Annotated in this window: 17 protein-coding genes; 16 read left to right on the top strand and 1 reads right to left on the bottom strand. The window is 47.7% G+C overall.

The window, feature by feature from the left end; translation table 11 throughout:
* Positions 1-65: 65 nt before the first annotated feature.
* The 9 genes from rpmB to H6859_03850 all read left to right on the top strand — a co-directional run bounded on the left by rpmB (position 66) and on the right by H6859_03850 (position 7,810).
* Positions 66-359 (top strand): 50S ribosomal protein L28, encoded by a 294-nt coding sequence (rpmB, locus tag H6859_03890; protein USO06339.1) that lies wholly within the window; start codon positions 66-68, stop codon positions 357-359.
* 64 nt (positions 360-423) lie between these two features.
* Entirely contained in the window at positions 424-1,614 is a 1,191-nt protein-coding gene (tgt, locus tag H6859_03885) for a tRNA guanosine(34) transglycosylase Tgt (GenBank protein USO06338.1), read from the top strand.
* Between the two features lie 109 nt (positions 1,615-1,723).
* Positions 1,724-2,626 (top strand): diguanylate cyclase, encoded by a 903-nt coding sequence (locus H6859_03880; GenBank protein ID USO06337.1) that lies wholly within the window; start codon positions 1,724-1,726, stop codon positions 2,624-2,626.
* A gap of 23 nt (positions 2,627-2,649) precedes the next feature.
* Positions 2,650-4,155, top strand: coding sequence for a PAS domain S-box protein (locus tag H6859_03875; protein USO06336.1), 1,506 nt, complete (start codon positions 2,650-2,652; stop codon positions 4,153-4,155).
* A gap of 93 nt (positions 4,156-4,248) precedes the next feature.
* Positions 4,249-4,659, top strand: a complete 411-nt coding sequence (locus H6859_03870; GenBank protein ID USO06335.1) for a transcriptional repressor — start codon at positions 4,249-4,251, stop codon at positions 4,657-4,659.
* 4 nt (positions 4,660-4,663) lie between these two features.
* Positions 4,664-4,882 carry a hypothetical protein gene (locus tag H6859_03865; GenBank protein ID USO06334.1) on the top strand — a complete coding sequence of 73 codons (219 nt, stop codon included), beginning with the start codon at positions 4,664-4,666 and terminating at the stop codon, positions 4,880-4,882.
* Positions 4,882-5,229, top strand: coding sequence for a DUF1491 family protein (locus H6859_03860; protein USO06333.1), 348 nt, complete (start codon positions 4,882-4,884; stop codon positions 5,227-5,229). Before H6859_03865 ends, H6859_03860 begins: the two co-directional genes overlap by 1 nt.
* A complete protein-coding gene (locus tag H6859_03855; GenBank protein ID USO06332.1) occupies positions 5,226-6,230 on the top strand; it encodes a hypothetical protein in 1,005 nt (334 codons plus the stop codon). The genes H6859_03860 and H6859_03855 overlap by 4 nt, the downstream gene beginning before the upstream one ends.
* Positions 6,231-6,238: 8 nt before the next feature.
* Positions 6,239-7,810 (top strand): peptide chain release factor 3, encoded by a 1,572-nt coding sequence (locus tag H6859_03850; protein ID USO06331.1) that lies wholly within the window; start codon positions 6,239-6,241, stop codon positions 7,808-7,810.
* Here the strand turns inward: H6859_03850 and H6859_03845 are convergent.
* Positions 7,794-8,054, bottom strand: coding sequence for a hypothetical protein (locus H6859_03845; GenBank protein USO06330.1), 261 nt, complete (start codon positions 8,052-8,054; stop codon positions 7,794-7,796). The genes H6859_03850 and H6859_03845 overlap by 17 nt on opposite strands.
* 160 nt (positions 8,055-8,214) lie before the next feature.
* Between H6859_03845 and H6859_03840 the strand changes: the two genes are divergently transcribed.
* The 7 genes from H6859_03840 (at position 8,215) to H6859_03810 (ending at position 14,204) form a co-directional block, all read left to right on the top strand.
* On the top strand, positions 8,215-8,658 hold the full coding sequence (locus H6859_03840; GenBank protein USO06329.1) for an SUF system Fe-S cluster assembly regulator: 444 nt from the start codon (positions 8,215-8,217) through the stop codon (positions 8,656-8,658).
* Positions 8,655-10,130: a Fe-S cluster assembly protein SufB gene (sufB, locus tag H6859_03835; protein ID USO06328.1), complete on the top strand. Its 1,476-nt coding sequence runs from the start codon at positions 8,655-8,657 to the stop codon at positions 10,128-10,130. The genes H6859_03840 and sufB overlap by 4 nt, the downstream gene beginning before the upstream one ends.
* Before the next feature lie 43 nt (positions 10,131-10,173).
* Complete coding sequence (locus H6859_03830; protein ID USO06327.1) at positions 10,174-10,563, top strand: hypothetical protein; 390 nt, start codon at positions 10,174-10,176, stop codon at positions 10,561-10,563.
* 15 nt (positions 10,564-10,578) lie between these two features.
* On the top strand, positions 10,579-11,340 hold the full coding sequence (gene sufC, locus H6859_03825; protein ID USO06326.1) for a Fe-S cluster assembly ATPase SufC: 762 nt from the start codon (positions 10,579-10,581) through the stop codon (positions 11,338-11,340).
* A gap of 280 nt (positions 11,341-11,620) precedes the next feature.
* On the top strand, positions 11,621-12,577 hold the full coding sequence (gene sufD / locus H6859_03820; protein USO06325.1) for a Fe-S cluster assembly protein SufD: 957 nt from the start codon (positions 11,621-11,623) through the stop codon (positions 12,575-12,577).
* A complete protein-coding gene (locus H6859_03815; protein ID USO06683.1) occupies positions 12,574-13,797 on the top strand; it encodes a cysteine desulfurase in 1,224 nt (407 codons plus the stop codon). The genes sufD and H6859_03815 overlap by 4 nt, the downstream gene beginning before the upstream one ends.
* On the top strand, positions 13,794-14,204 hold the full coding sequence (locus H6859_03810; protein ID USO06324.1) for a DUF59 domain-containing protein: 411 nt from the start codon (positions 13,794-13,796) through the stop codon (positions 14,202-14,204). The genes H6859_03815 and H6859_03810 overlap by 4 nt, the downstream gene beginning before the upstream one ends.
* The last annotated feature ends 2 nt before the right edge of the window (positions 14,205-14,206 follow it).

Genomic DNA, 14,206 nt, shown 5'->3' with positions numbered 1-14,206 from the left:
GACTTAGAGGGGCTCTTTCGATTACTTTCCGCACCTGAATGAACACGAGATAAAGGAATCAGGCCATGAGCCGTAAATGCATGATTACAGGAAAGAGCGTAATGAGCGGGAACAATGTGTCTCACGCTTTGAATAGAACGCGCCGTAAATTCCTCCCCAATGTTCAGGATACAAGCCTGTACAGTGAAGCTTTGAATAAATGGGTAAAAGTAAAGGCCAGCTCTGCCGGTCTGCGCACGGTTGAGCACAAAGGCGGCTTTGATGCTTATCTGACCGTAACGGCCAAAACCAAGCTCGATCCCGCATTGCGTCCGGTAAAAGCCGCTATTGAAAAGGCAAAGGGTGCAAAAGCTGCTTAAGTAAACGGCGTTAAAACGTTAAGATGCCCGCCAAAGCTCTGGCGGGCTTTTTATTAGAAAAATCATGACCATCGCTTACCCCAATTTCGCTTACGACATCACCCACCGGGGCGCAAAATCCGGGGCGCGGCTGGGGGTGCTTAAAACCCCGCACGGGGTTATCGAAACTCCCAATTACATCTTTTGCGGCACCAAAGCCGCTATCAAAGCGCTCTCCCCGGCGCAAATGATCGAGGCCAAAACCGATATTATTCTCGCCAACACCTACCACCTGATGCTCCAGCCTGGCGCCGATCTGATCGAAAAAATAGGCGGACTGCATGAATTCATGAACTGGAACGGCCCGCTCCTCACCGACAGCGGGGGCTTTCAGGTCTTTTCGCTGGGCGAAGGGACCATGGCCAACGAAATAAAGGGTAAGAATCAAGATAAAGGCCACGAGAATAAAAACCTGATCTCAATCACCGAGGAAGGCTGTGTTTTCCGCTCCTACGTTGATGGGCGCAAAATCAAACTCACCCCCGAAAGCGCCATGGAAATCCAGCGCAAACTCGGCGCGGATCTGCTCATGCAATTTGATGAATGCACCCCGTATCACGTCGATAAAGACTACACTGCACGCTCTATGGAAATGAGTATGCGCTGGGGCGATCGCTGCCTTGCCGAGTTTGAGCGTCATGATAACGGGGCTCAAGGTCTCTACGGCATCGTTCAGGGCGGCGTGCACAGCGATCTGCGCCGCATCTCCGCCGAATACACCAAAGACCGTCCGTTTTTCGGTACCGCCGTCGGCGGCTGTCTGGGCGGCAGCGACGAAGAAATGGAAACCGTTGTTTCTGCGAGCCTCCCCTATGCGCACCCGGATAGGCCTGTGCATTTCCTCGGGATCGGCCAGATCAAGGATGTGTTCCGCTTCGTGCGCATGGGCGTTGATACGTTTGATTGCGTTATCCCAACCCGCCTGGCTCGCCATGGCAGCGCGCTGATGAAAGGCCACCCCGGAGAGACGATTAACCTCAAAAATGCATGTTATCGCGAAGATAAAACGCCTCTGGATGAAAAAAACGGCGTGTCTGCCTCATGCGATTACTCCAAAGCCTATATTCACCATTTGCTGAAAAGCGGTGAAATTCTGGGGCTGCAAATTCTTGCCCAGCATAATGTCGCCACCATCAATCGCCTGATGCGTGAAATTCGCGCCGCCATCCGTTCTGGTACCCTCGATAAGCTGGAAAAAGAGTGGCGAACGCACTAAATCATTGGAAAAGAAATTTTTCTGCTTTTTATTAACCAAATCAATACGATTACGGTATAACTTCCAAATAAGGCACGATGCCAATTTTTGCAAAACATGATGAAAAACTATGGCTATTCAAAAAACACTCAATAATCAACTCATGATTATCCAGGAATTTACGGATGAGTACCAGTTTTGGTGCCAAAACGTACTGGCAAAGTCCTTTTTTTTAAAAGAACAGGCAGAGTCCACTGCGTCTCCCCGGAAGTTTGTAGAATGGCTTCAGGACCTATCACTGAAAGCTATCGACATTGACGAGCGCTATGACACGCGGCGAAGACAGTTATTAGAAGCACATCATGGGCTGCTAACACTTTCAAGCACATGTGAAAAGGATATAACGAAGGAAAATTTTAGCCGGTTTTATAATAATTTTCGCGCGTACATAATAGAATTGCAGAATTTCACACAGACAATCGTGCTGGAAGAATGGGGCTTTGATGTTTTCTCAGGATTGAAAAACAATGTTGTAATGAAGAGCGGACTTCAAATTGAACTGGATCGTCTTTCACGCGAAGGTTATCCGTTCTGTGTCGGCTTGGCGCGTATTGATAACTTTGCAAAATTTGAAAAAACAGCCGGGCAGGAAAAAGCTGATGAACTGGTGAAAACGGTGGCCGAGCTGATCCAAAAAACATTGCGTACATACGACGAGGCATACAGGGTGAGCCGCAATCATTTTATTATGTGCATTAAACAGTCAGACATATCAAAAGGTCAAAGAGCGCTTGAGCGTTTGCGGGAGTTACTGGAGAAAAGTGAGGCATTGGCCGCCTTGAATGACAGAAATAATATATCTATGTCCTGCTGTGTTGCATCTCCGATTCCAGCGGATAAGATCGAAGATCTGATAGACAATCTGTATGTTGATTTGGATACACAAATAAAAGAGCAAGGCACTGTCCTGACCTATCAGGAACTTAGTCCGCTACAGCGCTATATTTTGAGTGATTCTGAAAAGAACGCTTAAAAAGCAAGAATGCTAAGGTTGAAATGTCCAAAGAATATTTAAAATTTTTTAACGAGATGCGCATTCCGCGCTTCATAGTGAAGCAGGCAAGCGATGGGGCATACTGCGTTGAAGCCACAAATCAACTCGGTCTTGACTATTTTGGATCTGATAAAAAACAGGTCGTTGGGCAAAACATAAAAAAATTCATGAATACGGAAAACGCTATCCACTTTGAACAATCTTTCGAAGTCGCTATATCTAAAAAACGCTCTGTAACCATTCAGTCTTTGCCAAGCGTTCCTGGAACTGTACGTGTTCACGGATTTTATATCAGTCCAATTTTGGACGAAGAGGGGAATGTAGAATATCTTGATGTTATCGGGCAGTTTGACGTTGCAGATCAATCAATTGTCCAGCGCGAGCGCGACGATGCAATTTCACTCCTAACCTCAATCTTCGAAGTGAGCGAGGTTGGGATTGTCGTGACAGATGTAAATGCTCGCGTTGTACGCGTAAATGATAGTTTTATTAGGGCGTTCGGCTGGTCACGAGACGAACTGGTTAACCAGGAAGTTATCAGTATAATCACGCCCGACGAACGCGAACTCGCCCGGCGTAACCATGAAGAATATATCCGCTCAGGGTTGCGCTCTTCAGGTGAAATGAAGATTATCCGCAAAGACGGTTCTATTGCCAATGCCCTGTATACAACAGCGACTCTCGAACTAAGCCAGAAACGGCGCTTTCAGGTCACAACAGTGATGGACATCACCTTGCGTAAACAGATGGAACAATCCTTGCGCATGGCCAAGGACCAAGCCGATGCTGCTAATCGCGCTAAATCTGTGTTCCTAGCAAACATGAGTCATGAACTCCGCACACCGATGAATGCGATCCTCGGTTTTTCAGAAATGATGATCAAGGAAACATTCGGTCCGTTGGGGCATGAAAAATACAAAGAGTATATCGGCGATGTCCACTCAAGCGCGCGGCACCTGCTGTCTATCATTAACGAAGTTCTCGACATGTCCAAAATTGAAGCGGGTAGAATTGAGGTTGACGAAGGAGAAATGGACGTTGGAGGATTAATCGAGTCGGTTATACGTATGATGGACTCTCGGGCCTTTGGCAGTAACATTCGTTTGGTCATCAAGGTTGATAAGGATCTTCCCAATATTAAAGCTGATCAGCGCTTAATTCGCCAGGTCCTGATCAATTTGGTTACGAATGCCATGAAATTCTCTGAGGCTGGAAAAACCGTAACCGTATCAGCCTATATGCTTGATGATAAGGGAATACAGATAAAAGTTTCTGATCAGGGCAAAGGCATTCCCGATGGCAAAATTGAACAGGCGATGGAACCGTTTGGGCAGGTGACAAGCGGAGAGGAAAATTCAACAATTGAAGGCACAGGTCTAGGCCTGCCTTTGGCCAAGGCCATGGTTGATTTGCATGATGGAACACTTCATATCGAATCAGAAGTTGGCAAGGGAACAGATGTGTTTGTAACTTTTCCAGCCTACCGGACGCTTGAATGTAAGCAGTAAAAAACACAGCGGTATCAAACCAAATCTTGTCATCACGTTATTCCCATCGTATGGTCTTAACTGATTTTTACGATAAGAAGCAAAGAGGTTGAAATGCCGGATTTGGAAGAACGATGTGCGTCTGCGGGCTTAAAAATGACAGGCCAGCGCCGCGTGATTCTAAAAGTTTTAGGAGAGGCTGATGATCACCCGTCCGTTGAAGATGTATATGATCGTGCCAAGGGGCTTGATTCTTCAATCAGCATTGCAACAGTGTATCGCACATTAAGCTTATTGGATGAACTGGATCTTGTCGTTCGGCATGAGTTTCAGGAAGGCTATTCCCGTTATGAGGTAAATGCAGACCATCACCATCATTTGGTTGATCTTGAAACCGGTAAAGTCATTGAATTTCAAAATGAAGAACTTGAAAAATTAAAAATAAAAATCGCCAAAGACTTAGGGTATGACCTCGTCGATCACCGCCTCGAGCTTTACGGTAAGAAAACAAAGAAAAAGAAATAACAATATGCCTTGCAATATCCCTGTCCAAAAAGGCGTAAAAACGCCCTCAGATTGTAAATGCTATAGCGCGGTTATGCGTACATATAAAGCCATGCAAAGCGAACCTCCGCACGTGGCAAGAGAAGCCGCCTTGCGCGTTTATTGTTATCATCATCCTGAAGATGCAAAATCAGATGCATACTTAACGGTTGAGCGTTGGATTATTGCCGAGCACATTCATTAATGTCTGCCCAAATTCCAACAGCACTTTTTGTCGAGGGGCATCTGGCCAATTTAACAGCCAAAGCTGTGTCCTATTACTTCATCCAAAAAGGAAACGCCGCCTCTGGCCTGATTCTTGTCAAAATTACGAATATAAACGGCCGTGCCAGACTTTTGGTACAACAGCGTGATTTTACACATGATTGTTTGGTGTGGAGAGCCGCCCTTGAGGAAGAAACAGTTGAGGAACGCGACGCAGACGCGTACATTAAACGGGCAATCTCACGGGACCCGGACTTATGGGTTCTTGAAATAGAAGACGAAACATTGGCCAACCCCTTTGAAGAAGCGAGCAGGATTGAATCATGAAAAGTATTAAGCTGCTAATAATTATTGTTGTGATTGTAGGCGTCGCGGGCGTGCTTGGCCTCTTCGGAGCAAAGCAAGCGCTGGAAAAACAGGCTTCCGAAAAAGTCGCTGCAATTATTGAGGAAAATGCACAACAAGAAGATTTGCAAACCAAACTTATGAATACGGCGCGCTTTGCATATGAGCAATATAAAACTGCGGAAAAGAAAGATTCCAAAAGTCCTGTTGCTCTTATGAAACAGGTTTTGAATTGGAAAGAACTGCCTGCTTCTTTGCAATTATCTGAAGAGATGAAAGATGTCTTTGGCTTGCAAGCCGGCTCGGAGGAAAGTGCCGCGCATTTTCTAGTTTATCTCCTAAAACAACAAGGACTGGAATCTGGAATTTGGACGATTATTTCCCCCAAAGCAACGAAGCTCGCAGTTGGCGTAAAGGTGGATGCAGGCGGATATAAATATCTTGATCCGGCCAGCGGCGTAATTGCGATGTACCAGGACAAGATAATGGTTGGCCCTTATGCTGCACGCTACCTTATGGTCGATGGTGCAGATTATCGGCAGGTCTTTGTTAAACTCGATGAAGACTCTGATACATCTTTTTACAAAGATTTTGCTCATACGATCATGGCAGCGCCTGGTATGCCGCTTCACGTAAATTTGGCAGCTCCCGTCTTTGACGAACCATTGGTTTTAGGCGCTGTCGATGGTGAATCACAAGACGTTGCAGAAGCCTCCGAAGAGGTTCAATTAACGGCTTATATTGATTACATTGGCCAAAAACATGGCGAGAATGTGCATCGCTCATTCTATTTTACTGACGCGACTAAAATGACGATGATTTTGACAAAAAATTATAACCCCGGCATTTTGAATGCGAATATCAAGCCGCAAGTCGAAGGCAATAAGTTAGTTTTTAGCATCCCTGAAGGTGAAAAATTAACACTCGAAGATTTGCCCGGCGCTTATATTCCGGTTGACCAGATTATCATTGAGCGCCTATAAGCCTCTTTATGCTCGAAAACATCATTAGAAACCGGCGCACTTTTGCCATTATTTCTCACCCTGATGCTGGGAAGACAACGCTAACCGAAAAGTTGTTGCTCTTTGGCGGTGCGATTGAATTGGCCGGAGCGGTTAAAGCCAAGGGCGATCGGCGCCGCGCGCGCTCCGACTGGATGAAGGTCGAGCAAGAGCGCGGAATTTCTGTCGCCTCATCCGTCATGACTTTCGTGAATAATGACATTACCTATAATCTGCTCGATACGCCCGGCCACGAGGATTTCTCTGAAGACACTTACCGCGTCCTTACTGCCGTGGACAGTGCCATCATGGTACTCGATTGCGCCAAGGGTATCGAAACCCAGACCCGCAAATTGTTCGAAGTCTGCCGCCTGCGCGATATGCCGATTATCACCTTCATCAATAAGATGGACCGCGATGGCCAGGACCCGTTCGACTTGCTCGATGAAATCGAACAAAGCCTTGCCCTCGATGTTACGCCCGCCAGCTGGCCCATCGGCATGGGTCGCGATTTCAAAGGCTGCTATGATTTGCTGAATGATCAGCTCATTTTGTTTGATCGCTCCAAAGGTGAAAGCCTGAAAGAAGGCATTAAATGCTCTGGCCTTGATGATCCAAAGCTCGATGAATTGCTCACGCAAAATGAAGTCGCCAAATTGCGCGAAGACATTGAAATGGTTCGCGGTCTGTGTCCTGAATTTGATAAACAAGCCTATCTCGATGGCACAATGACGCCCGTCTTCTTCGGCTCTGCCGTCAATAACTTCGGGGTCCGCGAACTTCTGAACGGTATCGGCGTTTTTGCTCCATGCCCGCATGAGCAAAAAACCCGCGATCGCATAGTCTTTCCGCATGAGAAAAAAGTCTCCGCTTTTGTTTTTAAAATTCAAGCCAATATGGACCCCAAACACCGCGACCGCATGGCCTTTGCTCGCATATGCTCTGGCAAGTTTAAACGTGGTATGAAGCTCAAACATGTGCGTTCCGGCAAAACGCAAGTCATCCATTCGCCCCAGCTTTTCTTCGCTCAGGACCGTGAAATGGCCGAAGAAGCCTTTCCCGGCGATATTATAGGTCTGCCCAACTATGGCGGCTTGCGCATTGGTGATGCGCTAACCGAAGGCGAAGATCTGGTTTTTACAGACATTCCGAGTTTCGCACCTGAACTGATGCAAAAAGCCCGCCCGGAAGACCCGCTCAAAGCCAAACATCTTGGTAAAGCCTTGGAGCAACTGGCCGAAGAAGGCGCAGCAAGGGTGTTCAAGCCTGCAATAGGGTCAGATTGGGTCGTTGGTGTGGTCGGCGCCCTGCAATTTGAAGTGCTGCGCGACCGTATCCGCACAGAATATGAAATTCCTGTAAAATTTGAACAAACAGAGCTTTACACCGCCCGTTGGCTTTCATCTGCAGATCCGCAAAAACTAAAAAAATTCGTTGATTCCAATCAAAGCGCGATTGCCAATGACCATGATGGTGATCCAGTTTTTCTCGCCCGCAACACCTGGCACCTTGGCGATGCGCAGGAGAAAAACCCCGACATCGAGTTTAAGGCGACGAAATAGCGGCTTTGTCCTCATAAAGCTCAGGATTACTGAGCTTAAGGCGTATAGCTACAGTTTTGTTACCGATCACGCTGACAATATTTGAATAATCGTCGGTCCAGGTTTTTACACCCTTCCTGGAAATTCCAGGCCCCCAGTTATTTTTCTCAAACTCACGAAGTAGTTTTTTATTGTACGTCAGTACAATGCCATGAGCCACATGATAATGAATATCTGTACCCTCCGGACCAACGAGTCCGGACAAGCGCAGCTTGAATTAGAGTGATACCACGGGCCTTGGCCCGTGGAGGTTCATTCAAAGAGTTATTTTTGTAAATTTATCCAAATTTTTCACAGTTTTTCCCTTGAAATCCGCAGCCAGCCATGACATTTAAATCGTACATTTCTAGTCCGGATTAAGGGTAATGATTAAAATATCGCGTCTTGCAGATTATGCTGTAGTCACTCTTGCAGAACTCGCACAGCAAAAAACGCCAGTCAGCGCTGTGGTGGTGGCAGGGCAAACCCGTTTGCCCGAACCTACAGTCGCAAAAGTGCTTAAACTTCTGGCCAAAGCGGGATTGGTGCAATCAATTCGCGGTGTTAATGGCGGCTATCAACTCAAAAAGCCGCCTGCGCAAATTGACGTCGCACAAATCGTTGCGGCCATTGAAGGGCCTGTTTCACTCACCGCCTGCGTCGAGGGCAGCACTGATATTTGTAACTATCAGAAGCATTGTAGCGTCAAAGGCCGCTGGGACGATGTACATAGTACGCTGCGTAAAGCACTTGAATCTGTAACATTGGCCGATATGATGGCCCGGCCAAAAGGGTGTTCTCAAATGGAAAAAAGGTATAAGTGCCCATGAGCATCTCTGAAAAAACAATCGCCACCGTCGCGGATATGGCCGGGCGCTACGAGGCCGGTTTTGTTACCGATATTGAAACGGATAAAGCGCCCAAAGGCCTGTCTGAAGACATTGTACGTTTTATTTCAACAAAAAAGGGCGAGCCTGAATGGATGTTGGAGTGGCGTCTCAAAGCCTATTGCCGGTGGTTGGAAATGCCTGAGCCGGAGTGGGCCAAGGTTGAATTTTCACCCATCGACTATCAAGACGCTTATTACTACGCCGCGCCCAAAAGCACAGGTGATGGGCCAAAAAGCCTGGATGACGTTGATCCCAAACTGCTTGAAACTTACGAAAAACTTGGCATTCCCCTGCGGGAGCAGGAAATCCTTGCCGGAGTGCAGGATCGTACGCCCGTCGCCGTTGATGTGGTGTTCGACTCTGTATCCGTCGCGACAACTTTTAAGGAAAAGCTCAAAGAATCAGGGGTCATTTTTTGCTCTATTTCTGAAGCCATCAAGGAACACCCTGAACTCGTAAAAAAATATATCGGCTCGGTTGTTCCGCCCGGTGACAATAAACATGCCTGCCTCAACAGTGCAGTCTTTACCGACGGCTCCTTCGTCTATATTCCACCGGGCGTACGCTGCCCGATGGAACTGTCCACCTATTTCCGCATTAACGAACTCAATACGGGCCAGTTTGAACGTACGCTGATTATCGCGGATAAAGGATCGTACGTATCCTATTTGGAAGGGTGCACCGCGCCCATGCGTGACGAGAATCAACTCCACGCCGCTGTGGTCGAGCTGGTTGCTCACGATGATGCCGAAATCAAATACTCCACCGTACAAAACTGGTATCCCGGTGATTTTAAAACAGGGCAGGGTGGCGTCTACAATTTCGTAACCAAACGCGCTTTATGTGAAGGGCGCAATTCGAAGGTAAGCTGGACACAGGTTGAAACCGGATCAGCGATTACCTGGAAATATCCATCCTGTATTCTCAAAGGCGATAATTCCCAAGGCGAATTTTATTCCGTGGCCATCACCAATGGCCGCCAGCAAGCCGACACCGGCACTAAAATGATCCATATCGGTAAAAACACGAAAAGTCGCATCGTCTCAAAAGGGATCAGCGCCGGCCATTCCAACAGCACGTACAGGGGGCTTGTTAAGATTTTGTCCAAAGCCGAAGGTGCGCGTAACTTTACCCAATGCGACAGCCTTCTGATTGGCGATCAATGCGGCGCGCATACGGTCCCCTATATCGAAAGCCGCAATAAATCTGCGAATTTAGAGCATGAGGCCACAACCTCAAAAATCTCCGAAGATCAGCTCTTTTATTGTATGCAGCGCGGAATAAGTGAAGAAGAAGCGCTGGCTCTCATCGTCAACGGCTTTGCCCGCGAAGTTATGCAGCACTTGCCCATGGAATTCGCTGTCGAGGCGCAAAAACTCGTTGGCATCTCTCTGGAAGGAAGCGTTGGATAAGTGTACACTGAAAGGCACATATTTTTGAATAAGGAGCATAAAAATGATGATTGCAGATTATATTAACACCGGTGACCCGTTCCTGCTGTTTTTCGGTGGGTTCTACCTGGTTTTAGGGTTCTCATGTTTCTTTGCGCGTAAGCCCTGGGAGGAATTTACAGCACTTTTCATCGACAATGACGCCTTAAGCCTTGTTGCTGGCATTTTGATCTTGCCGATTTCGCTCTCGATTATCGCCTTTTACAATAATTGGGAAACACTGGCTTCAACCATATTAATGGTTATCGGCTATCTGGCGTTCCTCAAATCTCTTGTTTTGTTAATGCGTCCCAGTTTAATTCAGGCCTTTGTGCAAAAAGAATTCGTCCGCAAATGGATATGGCTTGACGGCATCTCCGGCGTCGTGCTCGGGCTGGCGCTGCTATTGTTATAACCTTAAGGAAAAGTAATGCTGCATATCAAAGATCTTCATGCATCTATCGAAACCGACGATGGCACAGTCGATATCCTGAAAGGGATTTCGCTCGATGTCCAGGCCGGGCAGGTTCACGCGATTATGGGCCCCAACGGCTCTGGCAAGTCCACGCTCTCATACGTACTGGCCGGGCGCGAGGATTATGACGTTACAGGTGGTACGGTCGAGTTGGGCGGAACGGACCTTCTGGATCTGAAGCCGGAAGAACGCGCCGCCGCCGGTCTGTTCCTTGCTTTCCAATATCCGGTTGAAATTCCCGGCGTAAATATGAGCTCCTTTCTCAAAACTGCAATCAATTCCATCCGTAAACAACGCGGCGAGGATGAATTGGACGCACTCGCCATGCTGAAACGCATCAAATCGACCTGCGCCAGGCTCGGCATTTCTGATGATATGATGAAACGCGCTGTCAATGTAGGCTTTTCCGGCGGTGAGAAAAAGCGCAACGAAGTCCTGCAAATGGCGATGCTAGAGCCAAAATTTTGCGTTCTCGATGAAACCGACAGCGGCCTCGATATTGATGCGCTCAAGGTTGTCGCCGATGGTGTGAATGCCATGCGCAGCCCAGACCGCGGTTTTCTGGTTATCACCCACTACCAACGCCTGCTGGATTATATCCAGCCCGACGTCGTACATGTGTTGGCCAAAGGCAAGATCGTTAAAACCGGCGGACCAGAATTGGCCAAAGAGCTTGAAGACAAGGGCTACGCTGAATTCCTTGATGAGGCAGCGTGATGTTAAAGGCTTTTAAAATTTGCGTAAGCCTGCTGGTTTTTCTCAATGTAATCATCATTGCGATCGTAATGTTTTTAGCATTGATGGCGACAGTGGAAGTGGATATAGGAGCCGTATTCTTTATCTGGCTCATATGTTTATTATTAGCAGCCGCAGATTTATTCTGTTTGAAAAAAATGTGGAGTGACCCCTCCAGGAAAATGTTGCCCTTTTTATTAGTACCAGCAAATGTTCTCCCTATAATCGTGACGTTGTCATTTTTCATTGAATAGAAGAAACGATGAATTTTTTAGAATTAAAAAATCTGCCAACTCCTAAAGACGAAACGTGGAAGTACACCAATCTGGGCCGTACGCTTCCGGCTAATCTCGTGCTGGCCGATAAACCGCAGAACATAGTTATCCACAAAAACCGTGGACAGATCTGTGAACAGCCTGAGGACATTCTGTTCACAGCTTTCGAAAACCAGCACACACAACCACGCTTGAAGATTGTGCTCGAAGACGGTGCGCAGGCGACCATGATTGAACGGCACAATGGCGAAGGCGCCTATTGGAAAAACATGGTCACAGAAATTGAGCTAGGGCAGGGCGCTATTCTTCATCACATTCGCATCCAAAACGACGCTCCCAAGGCGGTCAATACCAATATGGTCAGCCTCAAAGCCGCCCGTGACGCGGTCTATAACGGCTTTGCCCTGAATAGCGGTGCCAAACTCTCTCGTCATGAAATCCACGCCATTATTGAAGGAGAGAATGCCGAAGTGTCCTTCAACGGCGTAAACCTGCTGAACGGTGAGCAGCACGGCGACACCACCATTCTGATCGAGCATCAAGCCCCCAATGGACGCTCCAACCAGTTTTACCGCTCTTTGCTCGATGATAAAGCCCATGGCGTGTTTCAGGGCAAGGTACACGTACACCAAATCGCTCAGAAAACCGATGGTTACCAGCTCTCCAACGCGCTTCTGCTCTCACCCGAGGCTGAAATGGATACCAAACCGGAGCTTGAAATTTATGCCGACGATGTAAAATGTTCACATGGTGCCACCACAGGACAACTCGATGAAGAACCGCTCTTTTATCTGCGTCAACGGGGCTTAAACGAAGCTCAGGGGCGGTTTTTAATCATTCAAGCCTTTGTGGATGAGGTTGTGGATAAAATTGTGGATAAGAAAATCCGCAGCGAAATTTTGGAAGTAACGCAAACATGGCTGCACACAGCGCTAAAAATATGAACGTGTCTCGTAATTACCGCGATGACTTTCCTGTTTTGGCCACGCAAATGAACGGCAAGCCCTTGGCGTTCCTCGATACCGCGGCCAGCGCTCAAAAACCGCAAAGCGTTATCAATGCGATGAATAAGGTGCTTGAAACCGGCTACTCAAACATTCATCGCGGCCTTTATCGCATTTCTCAGGATTTAACTGCCGATTTTGAGGCCGTACGCGCAAAAATCGCCCGCTTTATTGGCGCTAAATCCGAAAAAGAGATTGTTTTTACCCGCAATGCGACCGAAAGCATCAATCTTGTTGCTCAAACATGGGGGCGTACGCACATGAAACAGGGTGATGAGATTATTCTCACCGAGATGGAGCATCACGCCAATATTGTGCCCTGGCAACTCCTGCAAAAAGAAATTGGCTTCACGATTAAAGTTATTCCCGTTCGTGACGATGGCGCGCTTGACCTTGATGCATTTGAAACGCTCTTGAGCGAAAAGACGCGGCTCGTCTCCATCGTTCAGATTTCCAACGCTTTTGGTATTATAAATCCTATAAATAAAATCATAACGTTATCGAAGAAGTTTAATCCAGAAATTAAAGTCTTGATTGATGGCTCCCAAGGTATCGTCCACCAGAAAATTGATGTCAAAACTCTCGGTGCGGACTTCTATGTCTTCACCGGGCATAAGCTCTACGGCCCTACCGGCGTTGGCGTCCTGTACGGGCGCTATGATGTGCTCGAAACTGTGCCGCCATATCAGGGCGGCGGTGATATGATCGAACGTGTCAGCTTTGACGGCACAACCTTCAAGGAACCGCCATATCGCTTTGAAGCCGGTACACCCGCCATTGTCGAGGTCATCGGTCTTGGCGCGGCCATCGATTACGTGCAAAGAGTAGGGTACGAACATATTATCATGCATGAAGCGGCGCTGCGCGATTACGGCCATGAACGGCTCAGTGAAATAGACGGCCTCAAGCTCTATGGTCTTAACACCGAAAAAACCGGCATCTTCAGCTTCACGATGGACTGCGCTCACCCCAGCGACATCGGCATGATCCTTGATCAATGCGGCGTCGCTGTGCGTGCCGGGCACCATTGTTGTATGCCGCTGATGCAGCGCTTTGGGCTGGATGCCACAGTGCGCGCCTCTTTGGGTCTGTATTCTAATAGACAGGATATAGATCAACTGCTAGAAGGTCTGTACAAGGTAAAGGAATTATTTGTATGAGCCAGCAGCAAAAAAAGACAGAAAAAGAGCCGTGCTCCCACGTTTATGACGAACTGGCAGAGCCGCAAGAAGCGGATGTCCCACGTGAGCATCCGCTATGGCCCGCTATGCTGGCAGCGCTTAGGGAAATCTACGACCCGGAAATTCCAGTCAATGTCTATGAACTTGGCCTGATTTACGCCGTTAAAATTGCTGAAAAAAATGGCGGCGTTCACGATGTCGAGGTTAAAATGACGCTGACCTCACCGGGCTGTCCAGTAGCTCAGGAAATGCCCGGCTGGGTGCAAGGTGCGCTTTTGCCCGTTGACGGCGTCGGTGAAGTCGATGTCGAAATAATATGGGACCCGCCATGGACGCCTGCAATGATGGCTGAAACTGCCAAGATGCAACTCAATATGTTCATGTAGGG

The organism is Rhodospirillales bacterium, assembly GCA_023898785.1.
Taxonomy (GTDB): Bacteria; Pseudomonadota; Alphaproteobacteria; order Micavibrionales; family Micavibrionaceae; genus TMED27.
The sequence above is the reverse complement of the archived record's forward strand: the minus strand, read 5'-3'. Positions and strand labels throughout refer to the sequence as shown.

Bases quoted from the DNA above. Each gene is read 5' to 3' on its own strand.
- rpmB (USO06339.1), top strand. From the start codon at position 66: ATGAGCCGTAAATGCATGATTACAGGAAAGAGCGTAATGAGCGGGAAC.
- tgt (USO06338.1), top strand. From the start codon at position 424: ATGACCATCGCTTACCCCAATTTCGCTTACGACATCACCCACCGGGGC.
- H6859_03880 (USO06337.1), top strand. From the start codon at position 1,724: ATGGCTATTCAAAAAACACTCAATAATCAACTCATGATTATCCAGGAA.
- H6859_03875 (USO06336.1), top strand. From the start codon at position 2,650: ATGTCCAAAGAATATTTAAAATTTTTTAACGAGATGCGCATTCCGCGC.
- H6859_03870 (USO06335.1), top strand. From the start codon at position 4,249: ATGCCGGATTTGGAAGAACGATGTGCGTCTGCGGGCTTAAAAATGACA.
- H6859_03865 (USO06334.1), top strand. From the start codon at position 4,664: ATGCCTTGCAATATCCCTGTCCAAAAAGGCGTAAAAACGCCCTCAGAT.
- H6859_03860 (USO06333.1), top strand. From the start codon at position 4,882: ATGTCTGCCCAAATTCCAACAGCACTTTTTGTCGAGGGGCATCTGGCC.
- H6859_03855 (USO06332.1), top strand. From the start codon at position 5,226: ATGAAAAGTATTAAGCTGCTAATAATTATTGTTGTGATTGTAGGCGTC.
- H6859_03850 (USO06331.1), top strand. From the start codon at position 6,239: ATGCTCGAAAACATCATTAGAAACCGGCGCACTTTTGCCATTATTTCT.
- H6859_03840 (USO06329.1), top strand. From the start codon at position 8,215: ATGATTAAAATATCGCGTCTTGCAGATTATGCTGTAGTCACTCTTGCA.
- sufB (USO06328.1), top strand. From the start codon at position 8,655: ATGAGCATCTCTGAAAAAACAATCGCCACCGTCGCGGATATGGCCGGG.
- H6859_03830 (USO06327.1), top strand. From the start codon at position 10,174: ATGATGATTGCAGATTATATTAACACCGGTGACCCGTTCCTGCTGTTT.
- sufC (USO06326.1), top strand. From the start codon at position 10,579: ATGCTGCATATCAAAGATCTTCATGCATCTATCGAAACCGACGATGGC.
- sufD (USO06325.1), top strand. From the start codon at position 11,621: ATGAATTTTTTAGAATTAAAAAATCTGCCAACTCCTAAAGACGAAACG.
- H6859_03815 (USO06683.1), top strand. From the start codon at position 12,574: ATGAACGTGTCTCGTAATTACCGCGATGACTTTCCTGTTTTGGCCACG.
- H6859_03810 (USO06324.1), top strand. From the start codon at position 13,794: ATGAGCCAGCAGCAAAAAAAGACAGAAAAAGAGCCGTGCTCCCACGTT.